Origin of the sequence: Clostridium sp. chh4-2 (assembly GCF_002899675.1) — a bacterium.
Taxonomy (GTDB): Bacteria; Bacillota; Clostridia; order Lachnospirales; family Lachnospiraceae; genus CHH4-2.
Genome location: NZ_PKUU01000035.1, coordinates 22,404 through 46,214, shown reverse-complemented (window position 1 = coordinate 46,214; position 23,811 = coordinate 22,404). Strand labels below are relative to the sequence as shown.

Annotated in this window: 23 protein-coding genes and 1 riboswitch; of the genes, 3 read left to right on the top strand and 20 right to left on the bottom strand. The window is 45.7% G+C overall.

What is annotated here, in order from left to right; translation table 11 throughout:
- Nucleotides 1-762: 762 nt before the first annotated feature.
- The 9 genes from C0033_RS27730 to C0033_RS25090 all read right to left on the bottom strand — a co-directional run bounded on the left by C0033_RS27730 (nucleotide 763) and on the right by C0033_RS25090 (nucleotide 8,949).
- Nucleotides 763-885, bottom strand: a complete 123-nt coding sequence (locus C0033_RS27730; protein ID WP_278320783.1) for a hypothetical protein — start codon at nucleotides 883-885, stop codon at nucleotides 763-765.
- 34 nt (nucleotides 886-919) lie between these two features.
- Nucleotides 920-1,648, bottom strand: coding sequence for a YebC/PmpR family DNA-binding transcriptional regulator (locus C0033_RS25125; RefSeq protein WP_103230598.1), 729 nt, complete (start codon nucleotides 1,646-1,648; stop codon nucleotides 920-922).
- 193 nt (nucleotides 1,649-1,841) lie between these two features.
- A complete protein-coding gene (locus C0033_RS25120; RefSeq protein WP_180994893.1) occupies nucleotides 1,842-3,215 on the bottom strand; it encodes an MATE family efflux transporter in 1,374 nt (457 codons plus the stop codon).
- A gap of 85 nt (nucleotides 3,216-3,300) precedes the next feature.
- On the bottom strand, nucleotides 3,301-4,635 hold the full coding sequence (locus C0033_RS25115) for a hemolysin family protein (protein WP_103230597.1): 1,335 nt from the start codon (nucleotides 4,633-4,635) through the stop codon (nucleotides 3,301-3,303).
- Between the two features lie 85 nt (nucleotides 4,636-4,720).
- A complete protein-coding gene (locus C0033_RS25110; RefSeq protein WP_103230596.1) occupies nucleotides 4,721-5,068 on the bottom strand; it encodes a type II toxin-antitoxin system PemK/MazF family toxin in 348 nt (115 codons plus the stop codon).
- 101 nt (nucleotides 5,069-5,169) lie between these two features.
- Entirely contained in the window at nucleotides 5,170-6,357 is a 1,188-nt protein-coding gene (gene alr, locus C0033_RS25105) for an alanine racemase (RefSeq protein ID WP_103230602.1), read from the bottom strand.
- Nucleotides 6,358-6,404: 47 nt separating this feature from the next.
- Entirely contained in the window at nucleotides 6,405-7,919 is a 1,515-nt protein-coding gene (locus tag C0033_RS25100) for an NAD(P)H-hydrate dehydratase (protein WP_103230595.1), read from the bottom strand.
- A complete protein-coding gene (acpS, locus tag C0033_RS25095; RefSeq protein ID WP_103230594.1) occupies nucleotides 7,916-8,284 on the bottom strand; it encodes a holo-ACP synthase in 369 nt (122 codons plus the stop codon). Before acpS ends, C0033_RS25100 begins: the two co-directional genes overlap by 4 nt.
- Nucleotides 8,284-8,949: a redox-sensing transcriptional repressor Rex gene (locus C0033_RS25090; protein ID WP_103230593.1), complete on the bottom strand. Its 666-nt coding sequence runs from the start codon at nucleotides 8,947-8,949 to the stop codon at nucleotides 8,284-8,286. Before C0033_RS25090 ends, acpS begins: the two co-directional genes overlap by 1 nt.
- Nucleotides 8,950-9,130: 181 nt before the next feature.
- Between C0033_RS25090 and C0033_RS25085 the strand changes: the two genes are divergently transcribed.
- Nucleotides 9,131-11,047 (top strand): ABC-F family ATP-binding cassette domain-containing protein, encoded by a 1,917-nt coding sequence (locus C0033_RS25085; RefSeq protein WP_103230592.1) that lies wholly within the window; start codon nucleotides 9,131-9,133, stop codon nucleotides 11,045-11,047.
- Between the two features lie 35 nt (nucleotides 11,048-11,082).
- The gene (locus C0033_RS25080; protein ID WP_103230601.1) at nucleotides 11,083-11,280 is read left to right on the top strand and encodes a hypothetical protein; all 198 of its coding nucleotides are present in this window, start codon (nucleotides 11,083-11,085) and stop codon (nucleotides 11,278-11,280) included.
- A gap of 55 nt (nucleotides 11,281-11,335) precedes the next feature.
- On the opposite strand, the gene C0033_RS25075 is transcribed toward C0033_RS25080, so the two are convergent.
- From C0033_RS25075 to C0033_RS25030, 10 genes are all read right to left on the bottom strand, one after another.
- Nucleotides 11,336-12,610, bottom strand: a complete 1,275-nt coding sequence (locus tag C0033_RS25075; protein WP_103230591.1) for an adenylosuccinate synthase — start codon at nucleotides 12,608-12,610, stop codon at nucleotides 11,336-11,338.
- 462 nt (nucleotides 12,611-13,072) lie between these two features.
- Complete coding sequence (purB, locus tag C0033_RS25070) at nucleotides 13,073-14,503, bottom strand: adenylosuccinate lyase (RefSeq protein ID WP_103230590.1); 1,431 nt, start codon at nucleotides 14,501-14,503, stop codon at nucleotides 13,073-13,075.
- Nucleotides 14,504-14,529: 26 nt separating this feature from the next.
- The gene (gene purF / locus C0033_RS25065) at nucleotides 14,530-15,972 is read right to left on the bottom strand and encodes an amidophosphoribosyltransferase (RefSeq protein WP_103230589.1); all 1,443 of its coding nucleotides are present in this window, start codon (nucleotides 15,970-15,972) and stop codon (nucleotides 14,530-14,532) included.
- Between the two features lie 22 nt (nucleotides 15,973-15,994).
- Nucleotides 15,995-16,702, bottom strand: a complete 708-nt coding sequence (gene purC / locus C0033_RS25060; RefSeq protein WP_103230588.1) for a phosphoribosylaminoimidazolesuccinocarboxamide synthase — start codon at nucleotides 16,700-16,702, stop codon at nucleotides 15,995-15,997.
- A gap of 115 nt (nucleotides 16,703-16,817) precedes the next feature.
- Complete coding sequence (locus C0033_RS25055) at nucleotides 16,818-17,060, bottom strand: hypothetical protein (RefSeq protein ID WP_103230587.1); 243 nt, start codon at nucleotides 17,058-17,060, stop codon at nucleotides 16,818-16,820.
- 165 nt (nucleotides 17,061-17,225) lie between these two features.
- The gene (locus C0033_RS25050; RefSeq protein ID WP_103230586.1) at nucleotides 17,226-17,537 is read right to left on the bottom strand and encodes a hypothetical protein; all 312 of its coding nucleotides are present in this window, start codon (nucleotides 17,535-17,537) and stop codon (nucleotides 17,226-17,228) included.
- A 109-nt stretch (nucleotides 17,538-17,646) separates the two neighbouring features.
- On the bottom strand, nucleotides 17,647-18,402 hold the full coding sequence (gene dapB, locus C0033_RS25045) for a 4-hydroxy-tetrahydrodipicolinate reductase (RefSeq protein ID WP_103230585.1): 756 nt from the start codon (nucleotides 18,400-18,402) through the stop codon (nucleotides 17,647-17,649).
- A gap of 18 nt (nucleotides 18,403-18,420) precedes the next feature.
- The gene (gene dapA / locus C0033_RS25040) at nucleotides 18,421-19,308 is read right to left on the bottom strand and encodes a 4-hydroxy-tetrahydrodipicolinate synthase (protein WP_103230584.1); all 888 of its coding nucleotides are present in this window, start codon (nucleotides 19,306-19,308) and stop codon (nucleotides 18,421-18,423) included.
- A gap of 72 nt (nucleotides 19,309-19,380) precedes the next feature.
- Nucleotides 19,381-19,557: riboswitch (Lysine riboswitch) on the bottom strand.
- A 23-nt stretch (nucleotides 19,558-19,580) separates the two neighbouring features.
- Nucleotides 19,581-20,084, bottom strand: coding sequence for a cob(I)yrinic acid a,c-diamide adenosyltransferase (locus C0033_RS25035; RefSeq protein ID WP_103230583.1), 504 nt, complete (start codon nucleotides 20,082-20,084; stop codon nucleotides 19,581-19,583).
- A 121-nt stretch (nucleotides 20,085-20,205) separates the two neighbouring features.
- Nucleotides 20,206-20,832 carry a single-stranded DNA-binding protein gene (locus C0033_RS25030; protein WP_103230582.1) on the bottom strand — a complete coding sequence of 209 codons (627 nt, stop codon included), beginning with the start codon at nucleotides 20,830-20,832 and terminating at the stop codon, nucleotides 20,206-20,208.
- Nucleotides 20,833-21,155: 323 nt separating this feature from the next.
- Here C0033_RS25030 and C0033_RS27270 point away from each other — a divergent pair, with 323 nt between their 5' ends.
- Entirely contained in the window at nucleotides 21,156-21,668 is a 513-nt protein-coding gene (locus tag C0033_RS27270) for a hypothetical protein (RefSeq protein WP_180994892.1), read from the top strand.
- Nucleotides 21,669-21,921: 253 nt separating this feature from the next.
- Here C0033_RS27270 and typA read toward each other — a convergent pair whose 3' ends face one another.
- The gene (gene typA, locus C0033_RS25020) at nucleotides 21,922-23,751 is read right to left on the bottom strand and encodes a translational GTPase TypA (RefSeq protein ID WP_103230580.1); all 1,830 of its coding nucleotides are present in this window, start codon (nucleotides 23,749-23,751) and stop codon (nucleotides 21,922-21,924) included.
- Nucleotides 23,752-23,811: the final 60 nt, after the last annotated feature.

Genomic DNA, 23,811 nt, shown 5'->3' with positions numbered 1-23,811 from the left:
CGGCTTCCTTCAGATTCCACCTCGCGGTGGACACCCTTGCCCTTGGCTGTGTGCTTGGCGCTAATCAACCCGCACTCGGGACTTTCACCCGTTAGAACCTGCCCATGCCAGGCGCACGCCTCAAATACTGATTCGGTATTCAGTATTTGTCTGCCTTTTTCCATTTCTGCCGACCAAGTACCTCTAAGGGTCTGCAAACGATCCCCTATCTCTTATTATTCCCGCCGCCCGCCCAGGTTTCCCCTTCTTTCCGGCTGTTGCTTGGCTAGCTGAGGATAAAAAAGATTTGGTGGATCAATAAGTAAATTTTACATTAAATGGTGAAGGCATTTTCAGAAATGCCTTCACCATTTAATGTAAAGGGTGAGGTCTTTTCGCGAAATGCTTTGACGTTTAAAGTAAAACCTGAAGGCTTTTCTGAAAATGCCTTCACGATCTATGTAAATTTGGATTTACGTAAATAATAATGCAATAACATTGTTTTTAACCAGGCTAGCGAAAACCAGCACAGAACCAGGAGCCAGAGCCGGAAGAAAACAATCGGAGGGGTGAACCGGACCAGGGAAGAAAGATACGGACGAATGGGATCGTATGGAACCCCTTTAGAACTACTTAGACCCGTAAGGGCAGAACGAGGCAGGTAAAAACTGATTTCCGTCTCAGTTTTTAAAGCGCTTATTAAGCGATACGCCGCTGAGCAGCGAAGTCATCAAGAGTTCACTGCGAATGGCGCTGGCCTGTCTCGTTCTGTCCTTACGGGTCTTAGTAGTTCTTAGGGGCGAATCCCGAATCCCATTCGTCCGTATCTTTCTTCCCTGGTCCGGTTCCCCCCTCCGATTGTTTTCTTCCGGCTCTGGCTCCTGGTTCTGTGCGTACCTTTCCCAAATCCGTTAAATAACAATTTAGTTCAGCAATATTTTTATTCGTCCCAGTTATGGTAGGTGGCCTGGACGTCATCTTCTTCGTCTAAAAGGTCCAGAATACGGTTCATTTTCTTGATGGAATCTTCATCCGTAAGTTCTGTCCAGGTCTGGGGAATCATGGTTACTTCTGCTTCTACCATAGGAATTCCGGCAGATTCCAGTTCTTCACGTACCTTGCTGAAATCATCCGGATCGGTGATCACTTCGTAGCTGTCCTCTTCTTCGGAGAAGTCCTCTGCACCTGCGTCAAGAGCCAGCATCATGAGTTCATCCGGGTCCATATCACATTCCTCTTTATCGATGATGATCTGACCTTTTTTATCAAACATATAGGATACACAGCCGGGTGTGCCTACATTGCCGCCGCCTTTTGTAAATGCGTTTCTTACATTGGCCGCTGTTCGGTTCTTATTATCTGTAAGGGTATCAACGATAATGGCCACACCATTAGGGCCGTAACCTTCATAAGTAATCGTTTCATAATTTACCGCATTCGCATCTCCGGCCGCTTTCTTAATACCGCGGTCGATGGTATCGTTTGGCATGTTGTTAGCCTTTGCTTTTGCAATTACATCACGAAGTCTGCTGTTATTGGCAGGATCAGCTCCGCCTTCTTTTACTGCTACGGCGATCTCTCGTCCGATTACGGTAAATATCTTACCTTTTGCAGCGTCATTTCTCTCTTTTTTGTGTTTTATGTTGGCAAACTTTGAATGTCCGGACATTGTTTAACACTCCTTTTCTTTCTTCAAAACGTAAACATCTTTTCTATTCTAACACCATTTTCTTTGAATATCAAGTATGTATTTCCCTTAACATTTACCTTAGCCTTTACGGCTTTCCGGCCGCCCTGGGGTTTTTATCCTCTGGTTTTTGACTGAGAACCGGAGTTTTAAGTATTTCCGCTTCCTATACTTCTCAGGTAAGATTGCGAAGCCATTTTTTCTGACGGTAGCGGATGTAGCCCACGATCGCTTTGTATACTTCCTCCAGAAGAACCATAGCATATACGATGTAAATCGGCTGTTTTAAAACCAGGCCGCCTAAGAATGCCAGGGGGATTCCAATCAGCCATACACCGCTGGTATCGATAATCAGACACATCCTGGTATCGCCGCCGCTTCTTAATACGCCTACCACGTTCACATAGTTGAACATCTTAAACGGCATAAACAGGGCGAATACGATCAGACAGCGGCTGATGTCATTGGCCACCTCTGCTGGGAGATGCCCATACATTCCGATTACCTGCCATCTTGTTCCCACACAGAATACGGCCCCGATGACGGTTACGATAAACTGGAGAATGAAAAAATTGGTCGCGTATTTTTCCGCCGTTTTTAGACGGCCTGCTCCCAGTTCATTTCCCAAGATGACTGCTGTGGCGGCGCTGAGCCCCTGAAACAGCACGACTACGATATCCTGAATGGTTGTGGCCACTGTAATGGCGGCTACGGCATTGTCGCCCATTCTTCCATATGCCATGGAATAGATCGTCGTTCCCAGGCCCCAGATGAACTCATTGGCGATTACAGGAGACGCGGTAATAAAATATTTCTGCAGAAAGCTTTTTGAATATCCGAATAACTCTCTCACGTGGCAGGCCAGCGGGGTCTTTGTTCCATAGACCACGCTCAGAATCAGGACGGACTCCAAAACTCTGGCTATTAAGGTTGCCAGCGCCGCTCCCACAGCTCCCATGGCCGGAGCGCCGAAATTGCCGAATATGAAAATATAGTTAAAGAAAATATTCGTTATAATTGCCACGCAGCTGATGATTACAGGAGCCTTAACCCGGTTAACCGCCCTCAGCATGGCAACGTATGTATTGGTAACCGCGATAAACGGATAGGAAACTGCCGCAACCAGAAGATAAGACGCCCCCATATCAATGCTGCTCTGGCTGGTGGTAAATATCTTCATAACCGCTTTCGGATTGGCACGGACCGGAATTAAAAAGGCAACGGCCGCACAAACGGATATCATAAGTCCCATTCCAAGCACCTTGCGAATGCTTTTTACATCGCCGTTCCCCCAATACTGAGCGGCCAGAATTCCCGATCCGCTGGCAACGCCGAACACCAATAGCGAGAACACAAAAAACACCTTATTGGCCAGTCCCACCGAAGCGATGGCGGTAGGGCCCAGGCTTCCGATCATCAGATTGTCCACAAGGTTTACCACCGTATTCAGCATTCCCTGCATCGCCACAGGAAGGGCGATCATAGCCGCCTTGCGCAAAAATACCCGGTCGCCCAGCATCTCTTTTGTATTCATCAGTAAATGTCTCATAACCTTTCACATACTCCCTCTTCCAGTAAAATTAACGCCCGCTGTTAAAATTCCGTCACTAATATAAAAGGAACGCCTGGCATCGTCAGGCGTTTCTGTCATTATCATCCGACTGCATCCCTATGCTCCGGCTTTCCTCCTCAGAGGAAACTTTAGAAGCTTTTACGGAATGAATCATCTTATTCTCAACTTTCAAAATCTTAAACAGATAACCGCTGTAGGAAATTTCCGAATCCTCATCCTCCTGTGGTATCCGGTCCAGCTTGGATATCAGGAAACCGTTCAGCGTATCATACGTATCGTAATCCTCTTCTCCGAACTCGATTGACAGCGCTTCCGCCACATCCTCTAACGGAGTCATACCGCTCAGTTCATAAGAACCGTCTTCCAGCGGCGTGATAAACGTCTCGTCCACATCGTATTCATCCATGATATTTCCCACAATCTCTTCCAGAATATCTTCCATGGTGACAATTCCGGCCGTCTGTCCGTACTCGTCCACCACGATCTCCATATGGGTCTTCTGGGACTGCATCTCTTTAAACAGGGAATTGATGTTACGGGTTTCCGGTATGAAATGGGCCTCTCTCAGAAGTCCGTCAATCTTTCCGATCTCCTGCCCGTCCACATCGTGATTCTCCGCATAAATCAAAGCATCTTTCATATGTAAAATGCCGATTACATCATCAATATCCTTCTCATATACAGGATATCTGGAGTTATTGCCCTCTTTCAGGATAAAACCAACCGCATCCTTCAAAGTCATGGATGCATCCAATGCCACAATATTCTTTCTATGGGTCATAATATCGGAAGCTTCTTTGTCGTCGAATTCGAAGATATTGGTAATCATCTCCGCTTCGCTGGCTTCCAAAACTCCGTGCTCATGCCCCTCATTAACCATGGACATGATATCTTCTTCTGTCACATTATCATCTGCACTGTTTAAATCAATTCCCATCAGCTTTAAAACCAGATAGGAAATTCCGGTCACAATCCAGATAAAAGGCATCATCGGAAGAACCACAACGCGGACAATGGATATCATCTGATATCCCCACTTTTCCGGGTTCTTGGCCGCCAGGCGTTTGGGAATAATGATGCCGAAGCTGATTAAAATCACCAGAAGCACAATTCCCGCAGCGACCATATTCAGGCCTAATCTAAAATACCGCAAAATCCAGGCTCCCATCACCATACTTGTGAGATTGGTCAGGATCTGAACCGCATTAATAAATTTTGCCGGCTGCTCCGCAATTTTAAGCAGCATCACCGCTTTTTTATTGCCGTCTTCCTTATCCTTTTCCAGATTTGAGATATTAATATTCTGAATTGCGGAACCAAATCCGTAAAATACCGCATCCAATAAAATAAATAGAAAAAATATGATTACGCAGTATAGCGAATAACCATCGTCCATGAAATGTTATGACTCCTTTTTTATCGTTAACGTACTCTGACATTAGCAAATATAACAGATTCCGGGCCTTTCGTCAATGGTGAAACTATGTATCCAGTTCCAAGCTCACCATTAATGCATGATTTACCTTGTTTTGCAGCTCTTCATCGATATGGCAGATCTTTTCTTTCAGCCTCTGCTTGTCAATGGTCCTCAGCTGTTCTAAAAGAATGACGGAATCCTTTATCATGTCGCACCGCTTTGTATCCAGTTCCACATGAGTAGGCAGTTTGGCCTTGTTCATCTTAGAAGTAATTGCAGCGCAGATTACCGTTGGGCTGTGTTTATTACCGATATCATTTTGAATGATCAGCACCGGGCGGATGCCGCCCTGCTCCGAGCCCACAACCGGTCTTAAATCTGCATAATATATATCTCCGCGTCTAATTATCATATTATCATTCACTCCATTTTAAGAACTTCTGCCTATAGTATTGCCATGCTTTAAGCAGTATATTCCTAATATAATATGATCGGAACGCTTATTTCGTTTCTCTACAGCTCTTCAAAACCTTCATATCTGTCGTCAAAATAATCTTTTGTGCCAACAGTAAGCCCATTTTTCTTATAAACCCTGGGAACCCGCTTTCCAATATCGCACACGATTTCGTAATGAAAACCGCCGCAGGTTCCGGCGATCTCTTCCACGCTGATCCGCTCATCGCCATCCGCGCCGATTAAAGTCACTTCGTCATCCTCGCGTGCTTCCGGTATCTGAGTAACATCCACCATCATCTGATCCATGCAGATCCGGCCCAAAATTGGCGCCCTCTTTCCATGAATCAAAACACAGCCTTTGTTGGACAGATTTCTCGGATAGCCATCTCCGTAACCGATCGGAATGGTGGCTATTTTCATCATTTTTTCAGCCGTAAATGTGCCTCCATAGCTGACCGAAGTCCCCGGTTCGATGGACTTTATGAGCACAATCCGGCTCTTTAAGGATAATACCGGATACAGCGGGACCAGGCGTTTCTGCACGTCTTCCGACGGATACATCCCGTAGATGGAGATCCCTGCCCTCACCGCATCCATTTGCGCTTCCTTTAAATCAATAATTCCCGCGCTGTTGGAACAATGCTTCATCGGTATCTTTATTCTCATCTCATTCAGCATCTCCACCATCTGCTCATAGGCGCACAGCTGGCGCCTTGCGGACGCTTTATCCTTCTCATCCGCCTTTGCAAAATGGGTGAACATGCCCTCAATCCGGATTCCAGGAAAACAGCTGATGGCAGCAATCATTTCCGCTGATTCCCGGTTTACCGGAAAGCCGATCCTGCTCATACCCGTATCCAGCGCAATGTGTATTCCTGCCGTTTTTCCCATGGACACGGCTATTTCTGACAGCTGCTCGCCCTTTTCCATCTGGAATACCGACAAAGACAGCTCATATTTAATCAGATCTTCAAACTGGCTTTCGTGAACAGAGCCCAATATTAATATCATCTTTTTGATTCCGTGACGCCTCAAAAGAATTCCTTCTTCAATGGTGGCAACCGCATATCCGGTCACATAGGGATCGATCACTTTAGCCACCGGAACGCTTCCATGCCCGTATCCGTCGGTTTTCACCACCCCAATCATAGCTGTATCAGGATCCAGATTGGCTTTCATGGATTCCATATTCTTTATAACCGCATCTAAATCAATTTCTGCATATACTCTGCTGTATGTTTTCATATTAACCTCGATTCTGCCGTCAGATATCATGCCGCCGACGCTTTGGCTTAAAGCGCTATTCCCTGACGGACCGCCTCCACTAAATCTCTTGCCAGCAGGCCGTGCTGGCCTCTTTCTTTGAAAACCCGATCCCCTGCGCAGCCGTGAAGATAGACGCCTAATGCCGCAGCCTCCGATTCTTCCATCCCAAGGCCCAGCAGGCCTGCGATCAGGCCCGTCAGCACATCCCCGGAACCGGCTTTTGCCATGGCGCTGTTTCCGCTGCTGTTATAGTATACTCTTCCACCCTTCATTCCGATGACTGTAACCGCATCTTTTAACACACAGGTAATTCCATACCGGCCGCTGTATTCCAACGCCGTCTCGTGGAGATTTTCCCGTATTTCCTCAACACGTTTACCGGTCAGCCTGGACATTTCGCCTAAATGAGGGGTAATGATGATATTTTCAGTAAAATATCCGGTCAGCTCCTGGTGTTTTGCCACCGCATTTAAACCGTCCGCATCCAGAACAATGGGAACATAGGCGTGGGTGAGCACAAATTTCACCAGCGGCGGCACATATTCTCCCTGGCCGATTCCCGGCCCCAGCACCACCAAGTCCGCCCACTCCAACGCTTTTCCTGCCTGCTCTTCAAAACCTGCTTTCTCTTTAAAAACAGCTTCCGGATCATAACATTCAATAATGGCCTCCGGCAGCTGCTGCTGAAGAACCACCCTGTTTTCCTCCACAGTAAATACCTTAACAAGGCCCGCTCCCATGGCATAGGCGGCAGATGCGCTTAAATACGCGGCTCCTGACATTCCGGCGCTTCCTGCAATAATGAGCACTTTTCCAAAACTCCCTTTATTGGAATAGGCCGGGCGCCTGGGAATCCGTCCCCAGTCCGCTTCTTCATACGTAAATGCCTGAGGCGAAACCTGTTCTAAGCTTTTCTTCGGAAATCCGATATCGTCAATTACCACGGTTCCTGAATATTCTTTTCCCGGATACAGACAGGTCCCCAGCTTCTGCCAGCCAAATGTTACCGTCACATCCGCTTTAACCGCAATTCCCATCACCTTTCCTGAATCGGAATGAATGCCGGAAGGAATATCCACCGCCACGGTAAACCGGGGTGCACGGCCGTTTAAAAGCTCTAACAGCTCCCGGTATTCCCCTCCGATCTCACGGTCTAATCCCACACCGAATACAGCGTCCACCAGCACATCACAGCGCCCCGGAATGAAATCTTTAAACTCAGCCATATTCATTCCCAGCTCCTGAGCGATCTTCATCTGCTGATGATATTCAGCCGTTCCATGCTCCGGATTCCCGGCCAAAAGCACAAGCACGTCATATCCTTTTAAAAACATCATTCTGGCCGCCGCTATCCCGTCCGCACCATTGTTCCCGGTTCCGCAGGCCACCCAGATATGTTCCTTTTTTTCGGCGTGTTTCATCGTCTCTTCCGCCACCGCTAAAGCGGCACGCTCCATCAGCACCAGAGAAGGAATGCCGATCTGTTCGATTGTATAACGGTCCACCTGCTTCATCTGTTTTCCGGTTAATAAATATCTCATACATCCTCCCGTTCCGCCACCGCAAATGCCGCTGCGTGCATCTGGGTATTGCTTATGGATACATGAATCGTCCTGATTCCTGATTCTTCCGCCAGTTTCTTAGCTCCCCGGTATAAAACCACATACGGTTTTCCCAAATCATCCCGCAGCACCTCAATATCGATGGGCATAAATGACCGAAATCCCGTGCCAAAGGATTTGGCAACCGCTTCCTTTACAGCAAAATTGCCAGCGAGCACAGAGGCTTTCCCCTTCGCTTGCCGGCATTCGCGTTCCGTATAGGTACGAGTCAAGAAAGCCTCTTTTTGACAGGCCTTCTCAACACGTTCAATTTCAATTAAATCGGTACCTATTCCAAATATCATTATCTCTTTTCTTCCTTTGCTTCCCTCTCCTGATTGTCCTGCATGCTGCAGACTCTGTAAGAAAGTCTCATAAGGCTCTCCGATAAATGCACATTCTCAACCACCACATCATCCGGAACCACCAGATCGGTATGCGCAAAATTCCAAATCGCTTTAATACCCGCTTTCACCAGGCGGTCCGCGATCTCCGGAGCTTTTGTCTTAGGAATGGTAAGGGCAGCGATCTGAACATCATTTTCCACAATGAAATTCTCCAAATCGTCCACACCACGGATCTCAATGCCTCTGACTACCAGGCCGATCAGCCTTGGATTGATATCAAACATTCCTTTGATGATAAATCCACGCTTTTCAAAGTTCGCGTAATTGGCAATCGCCTGTCCCAAATTACCGGCACCGATGATAATTAAATTATGCTGTCTGTCTATTCCGAGGATTTTTCCGATTTCTGTATATAAGTATTTTACATTATATCCATATCCCTGCTGTCCAAAACCTCCAAAATTATTCAGATCCTGTCTGATCTGAGATGCCGTCACTTTCATCCGGACACTTAAATCGTTAGAGGAAATCCTCTCAACGCCGGCCTCAAGCAATTCTCCCAGATAACGGTAGTATCTCGGAAGCCTTGAAATGACTGCCTTTGATATTTCTTTCTGTTCCACGATGTACCCACCTTCCTTGATTTAGTCCACTATCTATGATTATACCTGTGTGTGAAAACAATGTCAAACATTTTGCTCAAATCCCTGATATAATGTAACTTAGGGCTTTTAAATGTTGAAAATTTTCCTATCCTATATTATACTAATACGAATGGACATTGTACATTTCAGGAGGAATTTTATGATTTTATCATGCAGCAACGTTACCAAGGCTTTTGGTACCGACGTTATAATCGAACATGTATCCTTTCATATAGAAGAACACGAAAAAGCAGCCATCGTCGGCATCAACGGAGCAGGTAAATCTACCTTATTAAAGGTGATTATCGGCGAACTTCCGGCCGACGAAGGTGATGTTGTAGTTTCCCGGGGCAAATCAATCGGATATCTGGCGCAGCATCAGGATTTGAGCAGCCAGCGCACAATTTTTGAGGAGCTGCTGGAAGTAAAACGCCCACTCATCGAAATGGAGGAACGAATCCGCAGCTTAGAGATCGAGATGAAGCACGCATCCGGTAAGGAGCTGGACGACATGCTCTCCGTCTACAGCCGCTTAAACCATGAATTTGAACTTCAGAACGGCTACGCTTATCAAAGCGAGATCACCGGTGTCTTAAAGGGACTTGGGTTCCCGGAAGAAGAATTTACAAAGCAGATCACCACCCTGTCCGGCGGACAGAAAACCCGCGTTTCCCTTGGTAAACTCCTGCTCTCCAAGCCGGATATCATTCTGCTGGACGAGCCGACCAACCACCTGGACATGGAATCTATCGCCTGGCTGGAAACTTATCTTCTAAACTATAACGGCGCCGTTGTCATCGTAGCCCATGACCGCTATTTCCTGGACCGTGTGGTCACCAAAATTGTGGAACTGGACAACGGCCACGCTACGGTTTTCCAGGGCAATTACAGCGCTTACAGCGAGAAAAAAGCGATGCTGAGGGACGCTCAGATCAAGGCTTATATGAACCAGCAGCAGGAAATCAAACACCAGGAAGAAGTCATCGCCAAATTAAAATCCTTTAACCGGGAAAAATCCATCAAACGCGCGGAAAGCCGTGAAAAAATGCTTTCCAAAATCGAAGTGCTGGATAAACCGGTAGAAGTAAACGACGAGATGGGCATCCGCTTAGAGCCCAATACCATCAGCGGTAATGATGTGCTGACCATACGTGGACTGAGCAAATCATTTGATAATCTTTCGCTCTTCAAGGATGTGGACATCGATATTAAGCGGGGGGAACGGGTTGCCGTCATCGGCAACAACGGTACCGGAAAAACCACCCTTTTAAAGATTATCAACGACATGCTTCCCGCCGACAGCGGAGAAATCCATCTGGGTTCCAAAGTCCATATCGGCTATTATGACCAGGAACACCAGGTTCTTCACATGGAAAAAACCTTATTTGATGAGCTTCAGGACACCTATCCGAACATGACCAACACTCAGGTCCGGAATATTTTAGCTGCCTTTCTCTTCACCGGAGACGATGTTTTTAAACGGATTAAAGACATAAGCGGCGGCGAACGGGGCCGTGTTTCCCTGGCAAAATTAATGCTCTCGGAAGCAAACTTTTTAATCCTGGACGAGCCCACCAACCATTTGGACATCACTTCAAAAGAGATCCTTGAGAACGCTTTGAATCACTATACCGGAACCGTGCTGTATGTGTCCCACGACCGTTATTTCGTCAACAAGACAGCAACCAGGATTCTGGAATTATCTCAGGAGACATTTATTAACTATATTGGAAATTACGATTATTATCTGGAGAAAAAAGACTTATTAAACAGCCTTCACGCCTTAGAATCCGGCGCCGATTCCGCTTCTGCCCCTGCCAGTGAATCCGGGGTCAAACAGGACTGGAAAGCTCAAAAAGAGGAACAGGCCCGCATCAGGAAAAGACAAAACGACTTAAAAAAGGTTGAGGATGAGATCCACAGCAAGGAAACAAGAGATGCTGAAATCGACCTGCTTTTAACTCAGGAAGAGGTTTACTCCAATGTTTCTAAGTTAATGGAGCTGAATAAAGAAAAAGAAGCCATCAATTCCAGATTGGAAGAATTATATGAAATGTGGGAGGAATTGGCAGAATAACCGCCGTTTTTCCGTTTAGAAAGAAGGTTGAACGTTTGAAATTGCAGAGAATACTGGCGATTGTGGGGATTATACTTCTTGTTGGACTGTATGTTTCCACTCTCGTATTCGCCCTCATGAAGAGCCCCAATGCCCAAAGCCTGCTGACCCTTTCCATCTACTGCACGGTAGCGGTTCCGGTCTTTTTATACGCATTTGGGCTGGTGACAAAGTATTTAAAAAACAGAGATTAAAGTAAAGGGTGAAGGCATTTTCGAAAATGCCTTCACCCTTTACTTTAATCTCTGCTTATCTATAAATAATATCGTCTCTATTCGGCCCATTGGATACCATGGTCACCGGCACTTCCAGCTCTTTTTCGATGAACTCAATATACTTTCTGCAATTCTCCGGCAGTTCTTCATATTTCTTAATTCCGCGGATATCGCATTTCCAGCCCGGCAGCACCTCGTAAACAGGTTTTGCTTTTTCAAGCTGTACTGTGGTCGGAAAATCTCTGGTTATCTTACCGTCGATCTCGTATCCCACGCATACCGGAAGTTCATCCAGGTATCCCAGCACATCCAATACGGTGAGCACGGCTTCCGTTGTACCCTGAATACGGCATCCATAGCGGGAAGCTACGGCATCAAACCAGCCCATACGTCTCGGGCGGCCTGTGGTGGCTCCGAATTCTCCGCCGTCTCCGCCGCGGCGTCTCAGTTCATCCGCTTCCTCACCGAAGATTTCACTGACAAATGCTCCTGCGCCCACTGCGCTGGAGTAAGCCTTTACCACGGTAGTGATCTGTTTGATCTCATACGGAGGTATTCCGGCTCCGATAGCGCCGTAAGCTGCCAGCGTGGAGGAGGAAGTTACCATCGGGTAAATTCCGTGATCCGGATCTTTTAAAGAGCCTAACTGGCCTTCCAAAAGGATTGCTTTTCCTTCTTTAATCGCTTCATGGAGATAGGCGGAAACATCACATACATATGGTGCGATCATATCGCGGTATTCCAGTAATGTGGCGTATAACTCGTCCGGATTCAGCGGCGGCTGATGGTATAAATGCTCAAACAGAACATTTTTCAGTTCACAGACACGTTCCACTTTTTCCTTTAAGGTCTCCTCGTCAAACAATTCGCTGACCTGGAAACCTATTTTTGCATATTTATCTGAGTAAAATGGCGCAATACCTGACTTCGTAGAACCAAATGACTTACCGGCAAGACGGGCTTCCTCATATGTGTCGAGAAGCACATGGTAAGGCATCAAAATCTGTGCGCGGTCAGACACAAGGATCTTTGGCTTTGGAACGCCTCTCTCTACCAGTGAATTAATCTCATTGATTAAATATGGTATGTTCAGCGCTACCCCATTACCGATAATGCTTGTGGTGTGATTGTAAAAAACACCGGATGGCAGCAGATGCAGCGCAAATTTTCCATAGTTATTAATAATGGTATGTCCTGCATTACTTCCCCCCTGGAATCTGATGATAATATCGGATTCTCTGGCAAGCATATCCGTAATCTTACCTTTTCCTTCGTCTCCCCAGTTGGCTCCAACGATCGCTCTAACCATTCATTTGTCCTCCTACAAGATACTAAATTTTAACAACAGAATACAGTATATATGAATCAGTCTCTAAAATCAATAAAAATATTTATAAAATAGAAAAAAACGTGACAGTTAAGCCATCCGATGTCTGCGTCAGGTCCGGCAGTTTCCATGGCCTTTCCTGTTCCGGTTTCGGGCATAAGCACTTCTAAACGTGCAGAATTTTTCTAAAAACCAAGGGAAATGCCCAAACTCGCATACGCTCAAACAGGTGGACATTTCCCTTGAACGAAAAATACTGCGCGTTAAGAATTGCTAATACCCTGCAAAGTCACAGGAAAGGCCATGGAAACTGCCGGACCTGACGCAGACATCGGATGGCTTAACTGTAACAAAAAAACAGGAACCACGTCAGAAGCAGCTCTCCTTATCTGAGCCGGTTCTTCTGCCGTAATTCCTATTTATTAAGCGTCAAAATTTAATTATTTATACATTAATCTCTGCTGTCATTCCTAAAATTGCTTTGTTCTCGTCCAGAATCGGGCGGATCACTTCATTCAGGAATTCGTCCACCTGCTGCGGAGCGCGGCCCACATACTTGGATGGGTCCATGGTCTGTTTCAGTTCTTCCAGAGATAAGCCGAACGCAGGGTCTGCTGCGATCAGTTCCAAAAGGTTGTTGTCCAGGCCTTTTTCCTTCACATTTTTGCCCGCTTCCATGGATAAGGTGCGGATCTTCTCATGAAGTTCCTGACGGTCTCCGCCTGCTTTTACCGCATCCATCATGATGTTTTCGGTCGCCATAAACGGAAGCTCTGCCATCAGACGCTTTTCAATTACTTTCGGATAGACCACAAGGCCGTCCACAACATTTAAATAAAGATCTAAAATACCGTCAATAGCCAGGAAACCTTCCGGAACGCTGAGACGTTTGTTGGCGGAATCATCCAGGGTTCTCTCAAACCACTGGGTAGAAGATACCAGCATTGGGTTCATCACATCGGCCATCACATAATTGGACAGGGAGGCGATTCTCTCACTTCTCATAGGGTTTCTCTTATATGCCATCGCCGAAGAACCGATCTGGTTCTTTTCAAATGGTTCTTCCACTTCTTTCAGATGCTGAAGAAGGCGGATATCGTTGGAGAATTTATGGGCGCTCTGGGCAATTCCTGCCAGCACGTTCAATACTCTGGTATCCACTTTTCTGGAATAAGTCTGTCCGGAAACAGGATAACAGCTGTCAAATCCCATCTTCTCTGCGATCAGCTGGTCTGCCTTGCGGCACAATTCGTGGTTTCCGTCAAACAGTTCCAAAAAGCTGGCCTGTGTGCCGGTGGTACCTTTTGACCCCAGCAGCTTCATGGTGCTGAGCACATGATCCAGATCCTCTAAATCCAGGTTCAGTTCCTGAAGCCAGAGCGTCGCCCTCTTACCAACCGTAGTTGGCTGGGCCGGCTGAAAATGGGTGAACGCCAGAGTCGGAAGATTCTTATAGCTGTCTGCGAATTTAGCCAGCTCCGCCATAACATTGATCAGCTTATTGCGGACCAGCTTCAGGGCCTCTGTCATGATAATGATGTCCGTATTGTCGCCTACGTAGCAGGAAGTTGCTCCCAGATGAATGATTCCCTTTGCCTTGGGACACTGCTGTCCATAGGCGTATACATGAGACATTACATCATGGCGGACCAGTTTTTCCCGTTCCTTTGCCACATCGTAATTGATCTCTTCCGCATGGGCTTTTAATTCTTCAATCTGCTCTTGTGTAATATTCAGTCCCAGTTCCTTTTCAGTCTCAGCCAGGGCAATCCACAGCTTTCTCCAGGTTTTAAATTTCTTGTCCGGAGAAAAGATATACTGCATCTCTTTGCTGGCATAGCGTTCAGATAACGGACTTTGGTATTTATCGTACATTCAAAATCTCCTCATTCTTCTATAAACTATTCTGCAAATTCCCCACGGATATCTTCCGTAGGCGGTGCGATCGGATAATCACCGCTGAAGCAGGCCGTACAGATCGGCAGCCCCTCAGCCATCTCCGCCAGACGTTCCATGCGCAGATAGGATAAAGAATCTGCAGTCAGGATACGGCGGATATCTTCAATACTTTTATTATGTGCAATGAGCTGGTCTTCCGAAGGAATATCAGTTCCAAAATAACAAGGATGTAAAAATGGAGGCGCGCTGATTCTCACGTGTACCTCTTTGGCTCCCGCTTCCCTAAGCATGTTTACAATCAGGGCGCTGGTGGTACCGCGGACGATGGAATCATCGATCATGACCACACGTTTGCCGGCCACTGCCTCTTTCAGCACATTCAGCTTTACCTTAACGCTGGAAACTCTGCTGCTCTGCTTCGGCTTAATAAAGGTTCTTCCCACATAGGAGTTCTTTACAAAAGCGGTTCCATAAGGAATGCCTGACTCCATGGAATATCCTAAAGCGGCCGCATTGCCCGATTCCGGAACGCCTACAACCAGATCGGCCTCCACAGGAGAATCGATGGCTAAGCAGCGTCCTGCGTGAATTCTGGAATGGTAAATGCTGACTCCGTCAAATACGCTGTCCGGTCTTGCAAAATAGATATATTCAAAAATACATCTCGCCTCTTTGCTCTTATCTTTCAGGCACATGGAAGTGTCCGATTTGATTCCGTCTTTGGTAATCGATACGATCTCTCCCGGAAGCACGTCCCGGACAAATTCAGCGTCAATCGTATCGAGAGCGCAGCTTTCAGACACCAGAATATAGGCGTTGTCCTTTTTTCCGATGCATAAAGGCTTGAATCCAAAAGGATCACGGGCACCGATTAATTTTCTCGGGCTCATGATGACTAAGGCGTAAGCGCCCTTTATCTTCTTCATCGCATTGGCGACGGCTGTTTCAACATTCGGCGTATTGATACGCTCACGAGCGATATGGTATGCAATTACTTCCGAATCGATGGTGGTCTGGAAAATAGCTCCTGTATATTCCAGTTCCCGTCTGAGTTCAGGCGCATTGACAAGATTACCATTATGGGCCAGTGCCAGCGTTCCCTTTACATAGTTAAGTACCAGCGGCTGTGCATTTTCACGGGTGCTGCTCCCCGCTGTGGAGTAGCGCACATGTCCGACACCGATGTTGCCATGAAGCCCTTCTAATATCTCCGGAGTAAACACTTCGTTGCAAAGCCCCATCCCCTTATGGGTATAGACTTTTCCCTTAGGTCCTTCCGTATCGCTGACTGCAATACCACAGCTTTCCTGTCCTCTGTGCTGGAGGGCAAACAGGCCGTAATAAATTTCTGAGGCCACTTCATTGCCGTCAAAATCATACATGCCAAAGACGCCGCACTCCTCATGCACTTCATCCGGATTTATATATTCTACATAGTCGTTCATGAATGCATATACCTTTCTCTGATTACTGAATGCCTAAACGTCTGAATACTTCCTGATAAGCATCCTCTACATTGCCAAGGTCACGTCTGAAACGGTCCTTATCAAGTTTTTCGTGGGTTTCTTTATCCCAAAGTCTGCAGGTATCCGGTGAAACTTCATCTGCGAGGATGATCTGTCCGTGATATCTGCCGAATTCGATCTTAAAGTCGATTAAATCGATTCCAAGGCTTCCGAAATATTCCTGCATCACTTCATTTACCGTAAATGCATATTTGCAGATAACGTCAATCTCTTCCTGGGTAGCCAGTCCCAGCGCAAGAGCGTAGTAATCGTTGATAAATGGATCGTGCAGATCATCATTTTTATAGCTGAATTCCAGTGTCGGCTGTAATAATTTAATTCCCTCTTCCATGCCCAGCTTCTTAGCAAAGCTTCCTGCGGAAAAGTTTCTGATTATAACTTCAAGAGGAACAATCTCCACTTTCTTAACGGCTGTTTCTCTGTCATTTAACTCTTCAACCAAATGGGTAGGTACACCTTTTTCCTCCAATTTTTTGAAGATGTGGTTTGTCATACGGTTGTTAATAGCGCCTTTTCCTACGATCGTTCCTTTTTTCAGCCCGTCAAATGCTGTAGCGTCATCTTTATATGATACGATTAAAACGTCCGGATCTTCCGTAGTATAAACTTTTTTTGCTTTTCCTTCGTACAGTAACTCTTTCTTTTCCATGAGTAAGCACCTATCCTTTTCTTTTTAATTTATAAGTTTTAGATATAAAAGAACACTATTTCAGTAGAAATTATAATACATCAGCAATCCAATTGCAATAGCTTCTTTTATTAGATTATTTAATGAGTGTCCGGTAAAAGCGGATTTCGCCTTCCTTAATCAGAATCTGTATACCATACACTGTTTTTTCCTCTCCCGCATCGAACTCTTTTGTCACCTGTTCGATCAGCACCTGTTCTTCCGTCTTTGTGACTGATATAGGAAACTGTTTCAAATGTCCGGCCAATACAGCCGACTCCAGAATCAGAATACAGATACAGCATTTTCTAAGGATCTTTTTATCAGGTCCTGAAATCATCCTCCGTCTCCAGGATTTCCTGCGCCAAAAGCTCCCTATGCGGTATGTCACCCCATGCAACCCTCTCCTTATGTAATTTTATTAATAGGAATGAAATCAGAATGAAAAGAACTTAGAAATAGAACTGGGACTGACGTTTTTTCTGCAGTCCCAGTTTAAGAAACCTTAACGTGCGGTTGTAGATTCTGTGGTAGGGCCTGTACCCGTACCGTCTCCAACCATATCATCAACACCATTCTCCACATCATTAATCAATCCATCGATTACGCCTGTGCTCTCGTCTACGGAAGAAGAAGATTCCATTCTTCCCTCTTCTGTTGTCATGGATTCGGTGGTTCCTGCTGAAGTGTTTCCCGTCGATTCGGTAGCTGCCTGTGAGGATTGGTTCGTAGAATCATTTTTACCGTTACTGCAGGCAGTCAGCGCGAACATTAAAGTAAATAACGCTAAAACTAAATATAATCTGGTTTTTTTCATAATCGCATTCTCCTTTCTCTTTCTGTACTTATTATGTGTCTGAGGAGAATGTTTTATAGTGGAACATATTGCCATTTTAAATTAAAAATATGGTAAATCCGGCCATCTATCAGCCGATCACATCGGCCATATCATAAAGCCCCGGTTCTTTTCCCGCCAGGTATTTGGCCGCTTCTACAGCTCCTTTGGCAAATATGGCTTTCGAATATGCGGTATGGCTGAAAGTAACCACCTCGTCCTGGCCTGCAAATATAATGTCATGTTCACCCACAATGGAACCGCCGCGGACAGAGGTAATGCCGATTTCCTTTTTATCCCTTTTTACGCGTTCTGCGCTTCTGTCATACTTATAAGTAAACACATGATCCATCTCTTCATTAATAGAGTCCGCCAAAGCGATGGCTGTGCCGCTTGGCGCATCCACCTTCTGATTATGGTGTTTCTCCACAATCTCGATGTCAAATCCTGCCGTGCTCAGCGTTCTGGCCGCCTCTTTAACCATTTTAAGAAGCATGTTCACTCCCAACGACATATTGGCCGACCGCAGCACCGCCACAGTCTCAGAAACGCGTTTCACCCGCTCCAGCTGTTCCGGGGATAATCCTGTGGTACACAGGACAACCGGCGTTTTTGTTCTCTCACAATAGTCCAGAAGAGCGTCCACCGCCTTTGCGTTGGCAAAATCCACGATCACGTCGGCTTTTTCCGTACATTCGTCAAGACTTTTAAAAACCGGGTAAGTATTCTGTACCGTATCATTTAAATCAATTCCTGCGGCAATGGTGAGCTCAGATTCTGATTCCACAAGGCCGGTAATCACCTGCCCCATCTTCCCATTGCAGCCATGCATTATCATCTTTATCATTCCGCAAGCCTCCAGTTTTTATGCTAAAATACCGTAATCCTTCATAGCCTTTGCAAGTTTTTCCTGATTCTGAGCTTCCATCTCTGTCAGAGGAAGTCTCAAGGAACCAACTTCTTTGCCCATCAGGTTCATAGCAGCTTTTACCGGAATTGGATTTACTTCGCGAAATAATTCGTTCACCAAAGGAATTGCTTCCAGCTGCATCTCCATGCTCTTCTTTACATCGCCTGCAAAGAAAGATGCGCAGATATCATGAGTCTGTCTTGGAGCCACATTGGATAATACGGAAATAACTCCCTTGCCGCCCAGCGCTAAAAGAGGAACGATCTGATCATCATTGCCGGAATATACATCCACACATCCGTCGGCCAGGTTCATCATAGTTGCGATGGCTGAAAAGTTTCCGCTGGCTTCCTTAACTCCCACGATGTTCTCAACATCCCTGCACAAGGTAACTATGGTCTGGGGAGTCATGGTAACGCCGGTTCTTCCTGGAATATGGTACAGAATAATCGGTATTGTAACTGCATTGGCAATCGCTGTATAATGAGCGATCAGACCGTTCTGCGTTGCCTTATTATAATAAGGAGTCACGATCAAAAGTCCGTCAGCGCCTGCCTTTTCCGCTTCTTTCGACATATAAATCGCCTCGGCCGTGGAATTGGAGCCAGTTCCTGCAACTACCGGTATTCTTTTATTAACCTTGTCGCATATGAAACGGATTACATTTAAATGCTCCTCATGTGTCATGGTGGAGGATTCGCCTGTGGTTCCGCAGGCAATAATGCTGTCTGTTCCGCCCGCAATCTGTTCCTCAATGAGTTCTTCCAGTTTCTCGTAATTTACTTCTCCAGTTTGTGTAAAGGGTGTAATAAGCGCTACACCTGCTCCTTCAAATATTGCCATTATTTTTTCCTCCTTGTAAAAAAAGAGCCGGCCAATGGGCCAGCTCTAAGTTTGAATGTTCGCAATAATTCATCCTTCAGTAGCTCCCCATCCTCTCGGATGACAGTCATATGATTCTTCATCACATGCCCAGAAGGATATGCTCAGACATCATATCTTCCTTCGGCGTCGCACCCTTTTGCCTGTCTTCTCATGCGGCCTGACGCATCGGACAGGTTACTGATGATTAACGCAACCTCTACTTCATTTATATATGATTCATACTAACATTATTAACGCTGATTGTCAACTTTAACATTGCTAATCTGTGAAATCAAATCAACGTACGGTTTTAAATCATCCGGAAACACCTTTCCGGTCAAAATTAAATCCATCTCTTCGTCCCGCGTGGTTAAAAGCGTTTTCACTTCTTCTTCCGTTATAATCTTCTGATCCAATGCTCCCAACACTTCATCTAATATAAGCAGATCACATTCCCCGGTCATCAACACCTTTTTAGCAAAATTAAGGCCGTTGCGGATGTTCATCCTCTCTTCCGCTTTTTCTTCTTCGGAAAGATTTTCAAAAAAAGTGGATGATTTTTCAAACCGGAATATCTTCATATCAGGCTCCAACTGCTTTAATGTCTCCAATCCCTCGGCTTCCTGGTTGCCTTTCAGGAATTGAATCATAATAACTGTTTTCTGTCGGATTAATGCGCCGATTCCCTTGCCTACGGCCAGAGAAGTCTTTCCTATGCCTTCGCCGCAAATAACCTGAACCATACCTTTATCCATACCCTTAGTACCTCACAAAAGTGTTTTCGACAAGTTACCTTAGAACCTGCTTATATTACCACAGTTTTACTTGATTTGCAAGTTCTACTGAATCCGGGATCCTGGGACAATCAATTTCTCTTTATTCCACACATTCCAGCTTGCTCACTGAAACCTCGTAGGCGATACGCTTTTCGCATTCAACTTCATTAATTTTTTTCGTATATTCGCGGCTCTGAACTCTTCCCCAGACACGGACTCTGGTTCCTACCTCAAATGCAGAAGCATATCTGGCGTTTCGTCCCCATGCAATACACGGTATGTAATCTGATTTTCCATACGGCCGGTTTACTGCCAGCAAAAGATCTGCAATCTCCCGTCCAAGCGGTGTTTTTCTATATACAGGAACTTTACAGATATAACCGTCCAACAGGATCTGATTTGTTTTCGTATAATCTGTAAATTCTTCCAGAAAATTTATTTCTCTCACAAAGATTGATAAAACCAGGCGGTTCTTCACTCCTTCATGACGGTTATAGGACCGGAACTGTCCAATGGCCTCAATGGTACATCCTTCATAATTCTCATGCACATCGATCAAACGTTCTGAAATCATAAGCGGTATTACATCTGCCTGCTCACTGAGCCGGTTCACCGCTACGTCCACCAGATAGAACCCTTCTCCAAATACTTCGTGGCTAAATGTAAATCCTGAGATAATCTCTCCAATTACGCTTACTTTGTTGTTTTCAATCGTTTTTTCTGACATAGTATTTCTCTCCTCTTACTTTCCCTTATTTGCGTTATCGCTAATAATATGTTTATGCCCCATATTCTTTTTATATACTAAAAAGAGGTCGACAAATATCTGTCCATTTCGCTACCGGAGAGGATTTAGCTAAATTGTTATTTAACAGATTTGGCGAAAGGTACGCCCGGAATCGGGAGTTGGAGCCGGAAGACGAAGGTCGGAGGAGCTGTCCAGGCCGGGGAAGGAAGATGCAGCCAAATGGGATTCGGGATTCGCCCCTAAGAGCTACTAAGACCCGTAAGAACAGAACGAGGCAGGCCAGCGCCATTCGCAGTGAACTCTTGATGACTTCGCTGCTCAGAGGCGCTTTAGAACCTGATTCGGAATTCAGTTTCTACCTGCCTCGTTCTGTCCTTGCGGACCTAAGTAGCTCTACAGGGGTTCCATACGATCCCATTTGGCTGCATCTTCCTTCCCCGGCCTGGACAGCTCCTCCGACCTTCGTCTTCCGGCTCCGCCTCCCGATTCCGTGCTGGTTTTCGCTAGCCTGGTTAAAAACAATATTGGTGCATAGGTATTTATGTGGCATCACATTTACATTAATCTTCAAGGGATTTTCAGAAATACCTTCGGGTTTTACTTTAAACGTTAAGGCATTTCGCAAAATGACCTCACCCTTTACATTAAATGGTGAAGGCATTTCTGAAAAAGCCTTCACCCTTGATGTAAAACTTACTACTCCATACACCAAATCTTTTTTATCCTCAGCTAGCCAATCAACAGCCGGAAAGAAGGGGAAACCTGGGCAGGCGGCGGAACTGATAAGAGATAGGGGATCGTTTGCAGACCCTTAGAGGTACTTGGCCGTCAGAAAGGGAAAAAGGCAGACAAATACTGAATTCCGAATCAGTATTTGAGGCGCCCTTGAGCGATGAAGTCATAAAGAGTTCATCGCGAATGGCGCCGTGCTGCCTTTTTCCGTTTCTGACGGCCTTAGTACCTCTTAGGGTCGAAACTCGAATCCCCTATCTCTTATCAGTTCCGCCGCCTGCCCAGGTTTCCCCTTCTTTCCGGCGTTTCTTAGTTAACTAAATAAAGATTTAAAATTTATTTTTTGAAGGAAGAGCGTTTTCTCATTGTTGGGTCCAAAATTTTCTTTCGGATTCGGAGACTGCTTGGGGTGATCTCTAAAAGTTCATCTGTGTCGATGAATTCCAAGCACTGCTCTAAGCTCATTTCCTTAGGGCTGGTGAGTTTTAATGCCTCATCGGCGCTGGAGGAGCGTGTATTGGTCAGTTTCTTTGTTTTGCAGACGTTTACTTCGATATCCTCGGCCTTAGGATTCTGGCCTACGATCATGCCGGAGTATACTTTCTGGCCGGCTCCGATAAACAGGATTCCACGTTCCTGTGCATTGAACAAACCGTAGGTAATGGATTCTCCGCTTTCATAAGCGATCAAAGAGCCTGTTTTTCTGTAGTTTAAATCACCTTTATATGGGCCGTATCCGTCGAAAATTGTGTTCATGATACCGTTTCCTTTGGTATCAGTCATAAACTCGCCGCGGTATCCGATCAGGCCTCTTGCAGGAATGGAGAATTCCAATCTGGTGTAGCCGCCGTTGGCTGGGCTCATACCCTGAAGTTCGCCTTTACGGCTGGTCAGCTTCTGGATTACGGAACCTGTAAATTCTTCCGGCACATCAATATAAGCCAGTTCCATCGGCTCTAATTTCTGGTTTCTGTCGTTGTAATGATAGAGGACTTCTGCTTTGCTTACCGCAAATTCAAAACCTTCTCTTCTCATATTTTCAATCAATACGGACAAATGCAGCTCGCCGCGGCCCGATACTTTAAAGCAGTCAGGAGACTCGGTCTCTTCCACTCTCAAGCTGACATCTGTATTCAGCTCGCGGAATAAACGTTCTCTGATATGTCTGGATGTAATATATTTACCTTCCTGGCCTGCTAACGGGCTGTCGTTTACCATGAAGTTCATAGCAATAGTCGGTTCAGAGATCTTCTGGAACGGAATCGCTTCCGGGCTTTCCGGGGAACAAAGGGTATCTCCGATATGGATATCTGTAATACCTGAGATAGCCACGATAGCGCCGATTGTGGCTTCTTTTACTTCTACCTTGTTGAGGCCGTCAAATTCATAGAGTTTTCCGATCTTTACCTTGCGTAATTTGTCAGGATCATGATGGTTTACCAAAGCGCATTCCTGGTTTACCTTGATCGTTCCATTATCCACTTTACCTACGCCGATACGTCCAACATATTCGTTATAATCGATGGTGCTGATTAAGACCTGGGTGTTTGCGTCAGGATCTCCTTCCGGAGCGGGAATATAGTCTACAATTGTTTCGAACAGTGCGCTCATATCCACATTGTCGTCATCCAGTTCTTTCTTTGCATATCCTGATTTTGCAGATGCGTAAATGAACGGGCAGTCCAACTGCTCGTCGGATGCGTCAAGATCCATAAACAGTTCCAGGATCTCATCAATAACTTCCGTCGGTCTCGCTTCCGGACGGTCGATTTTGTTGATGCACACGATGACAGGCAGATCCAGTTCCAGGGCTTTTCTCAGAACGAATTTTGTCTGAGGCATAGCGCCCTCATAAGCGTCTACTACAAGAATTACACCATTTACCATTTTAAGGACACGTTCCACTTCTCCGCCAAAATCCGCATGTCCTGGAGTATCGATAATATTGATCTTCGTATTTTTATAAAATACGGCCGTATTCTTAGATAAAATAGTAATACCGCGTTCTCTTTCAATATCGTTGGAGTCCATAACACGTTCTGCAACTTCCTGGTTTTCACGGAAAACTCCGCTCTGCTTCAGCAATTCATCAACCAGAGTTGTCTTGCCATGGTCTACATGGGCGATAATTGCAACGTTTCTTACATCTTCTCTCTTCATCTTCATATAAAATCTTCTCTTCTTTCTCAAAAATGTTCATACAATTCCATTTTAACAATTAGTCAG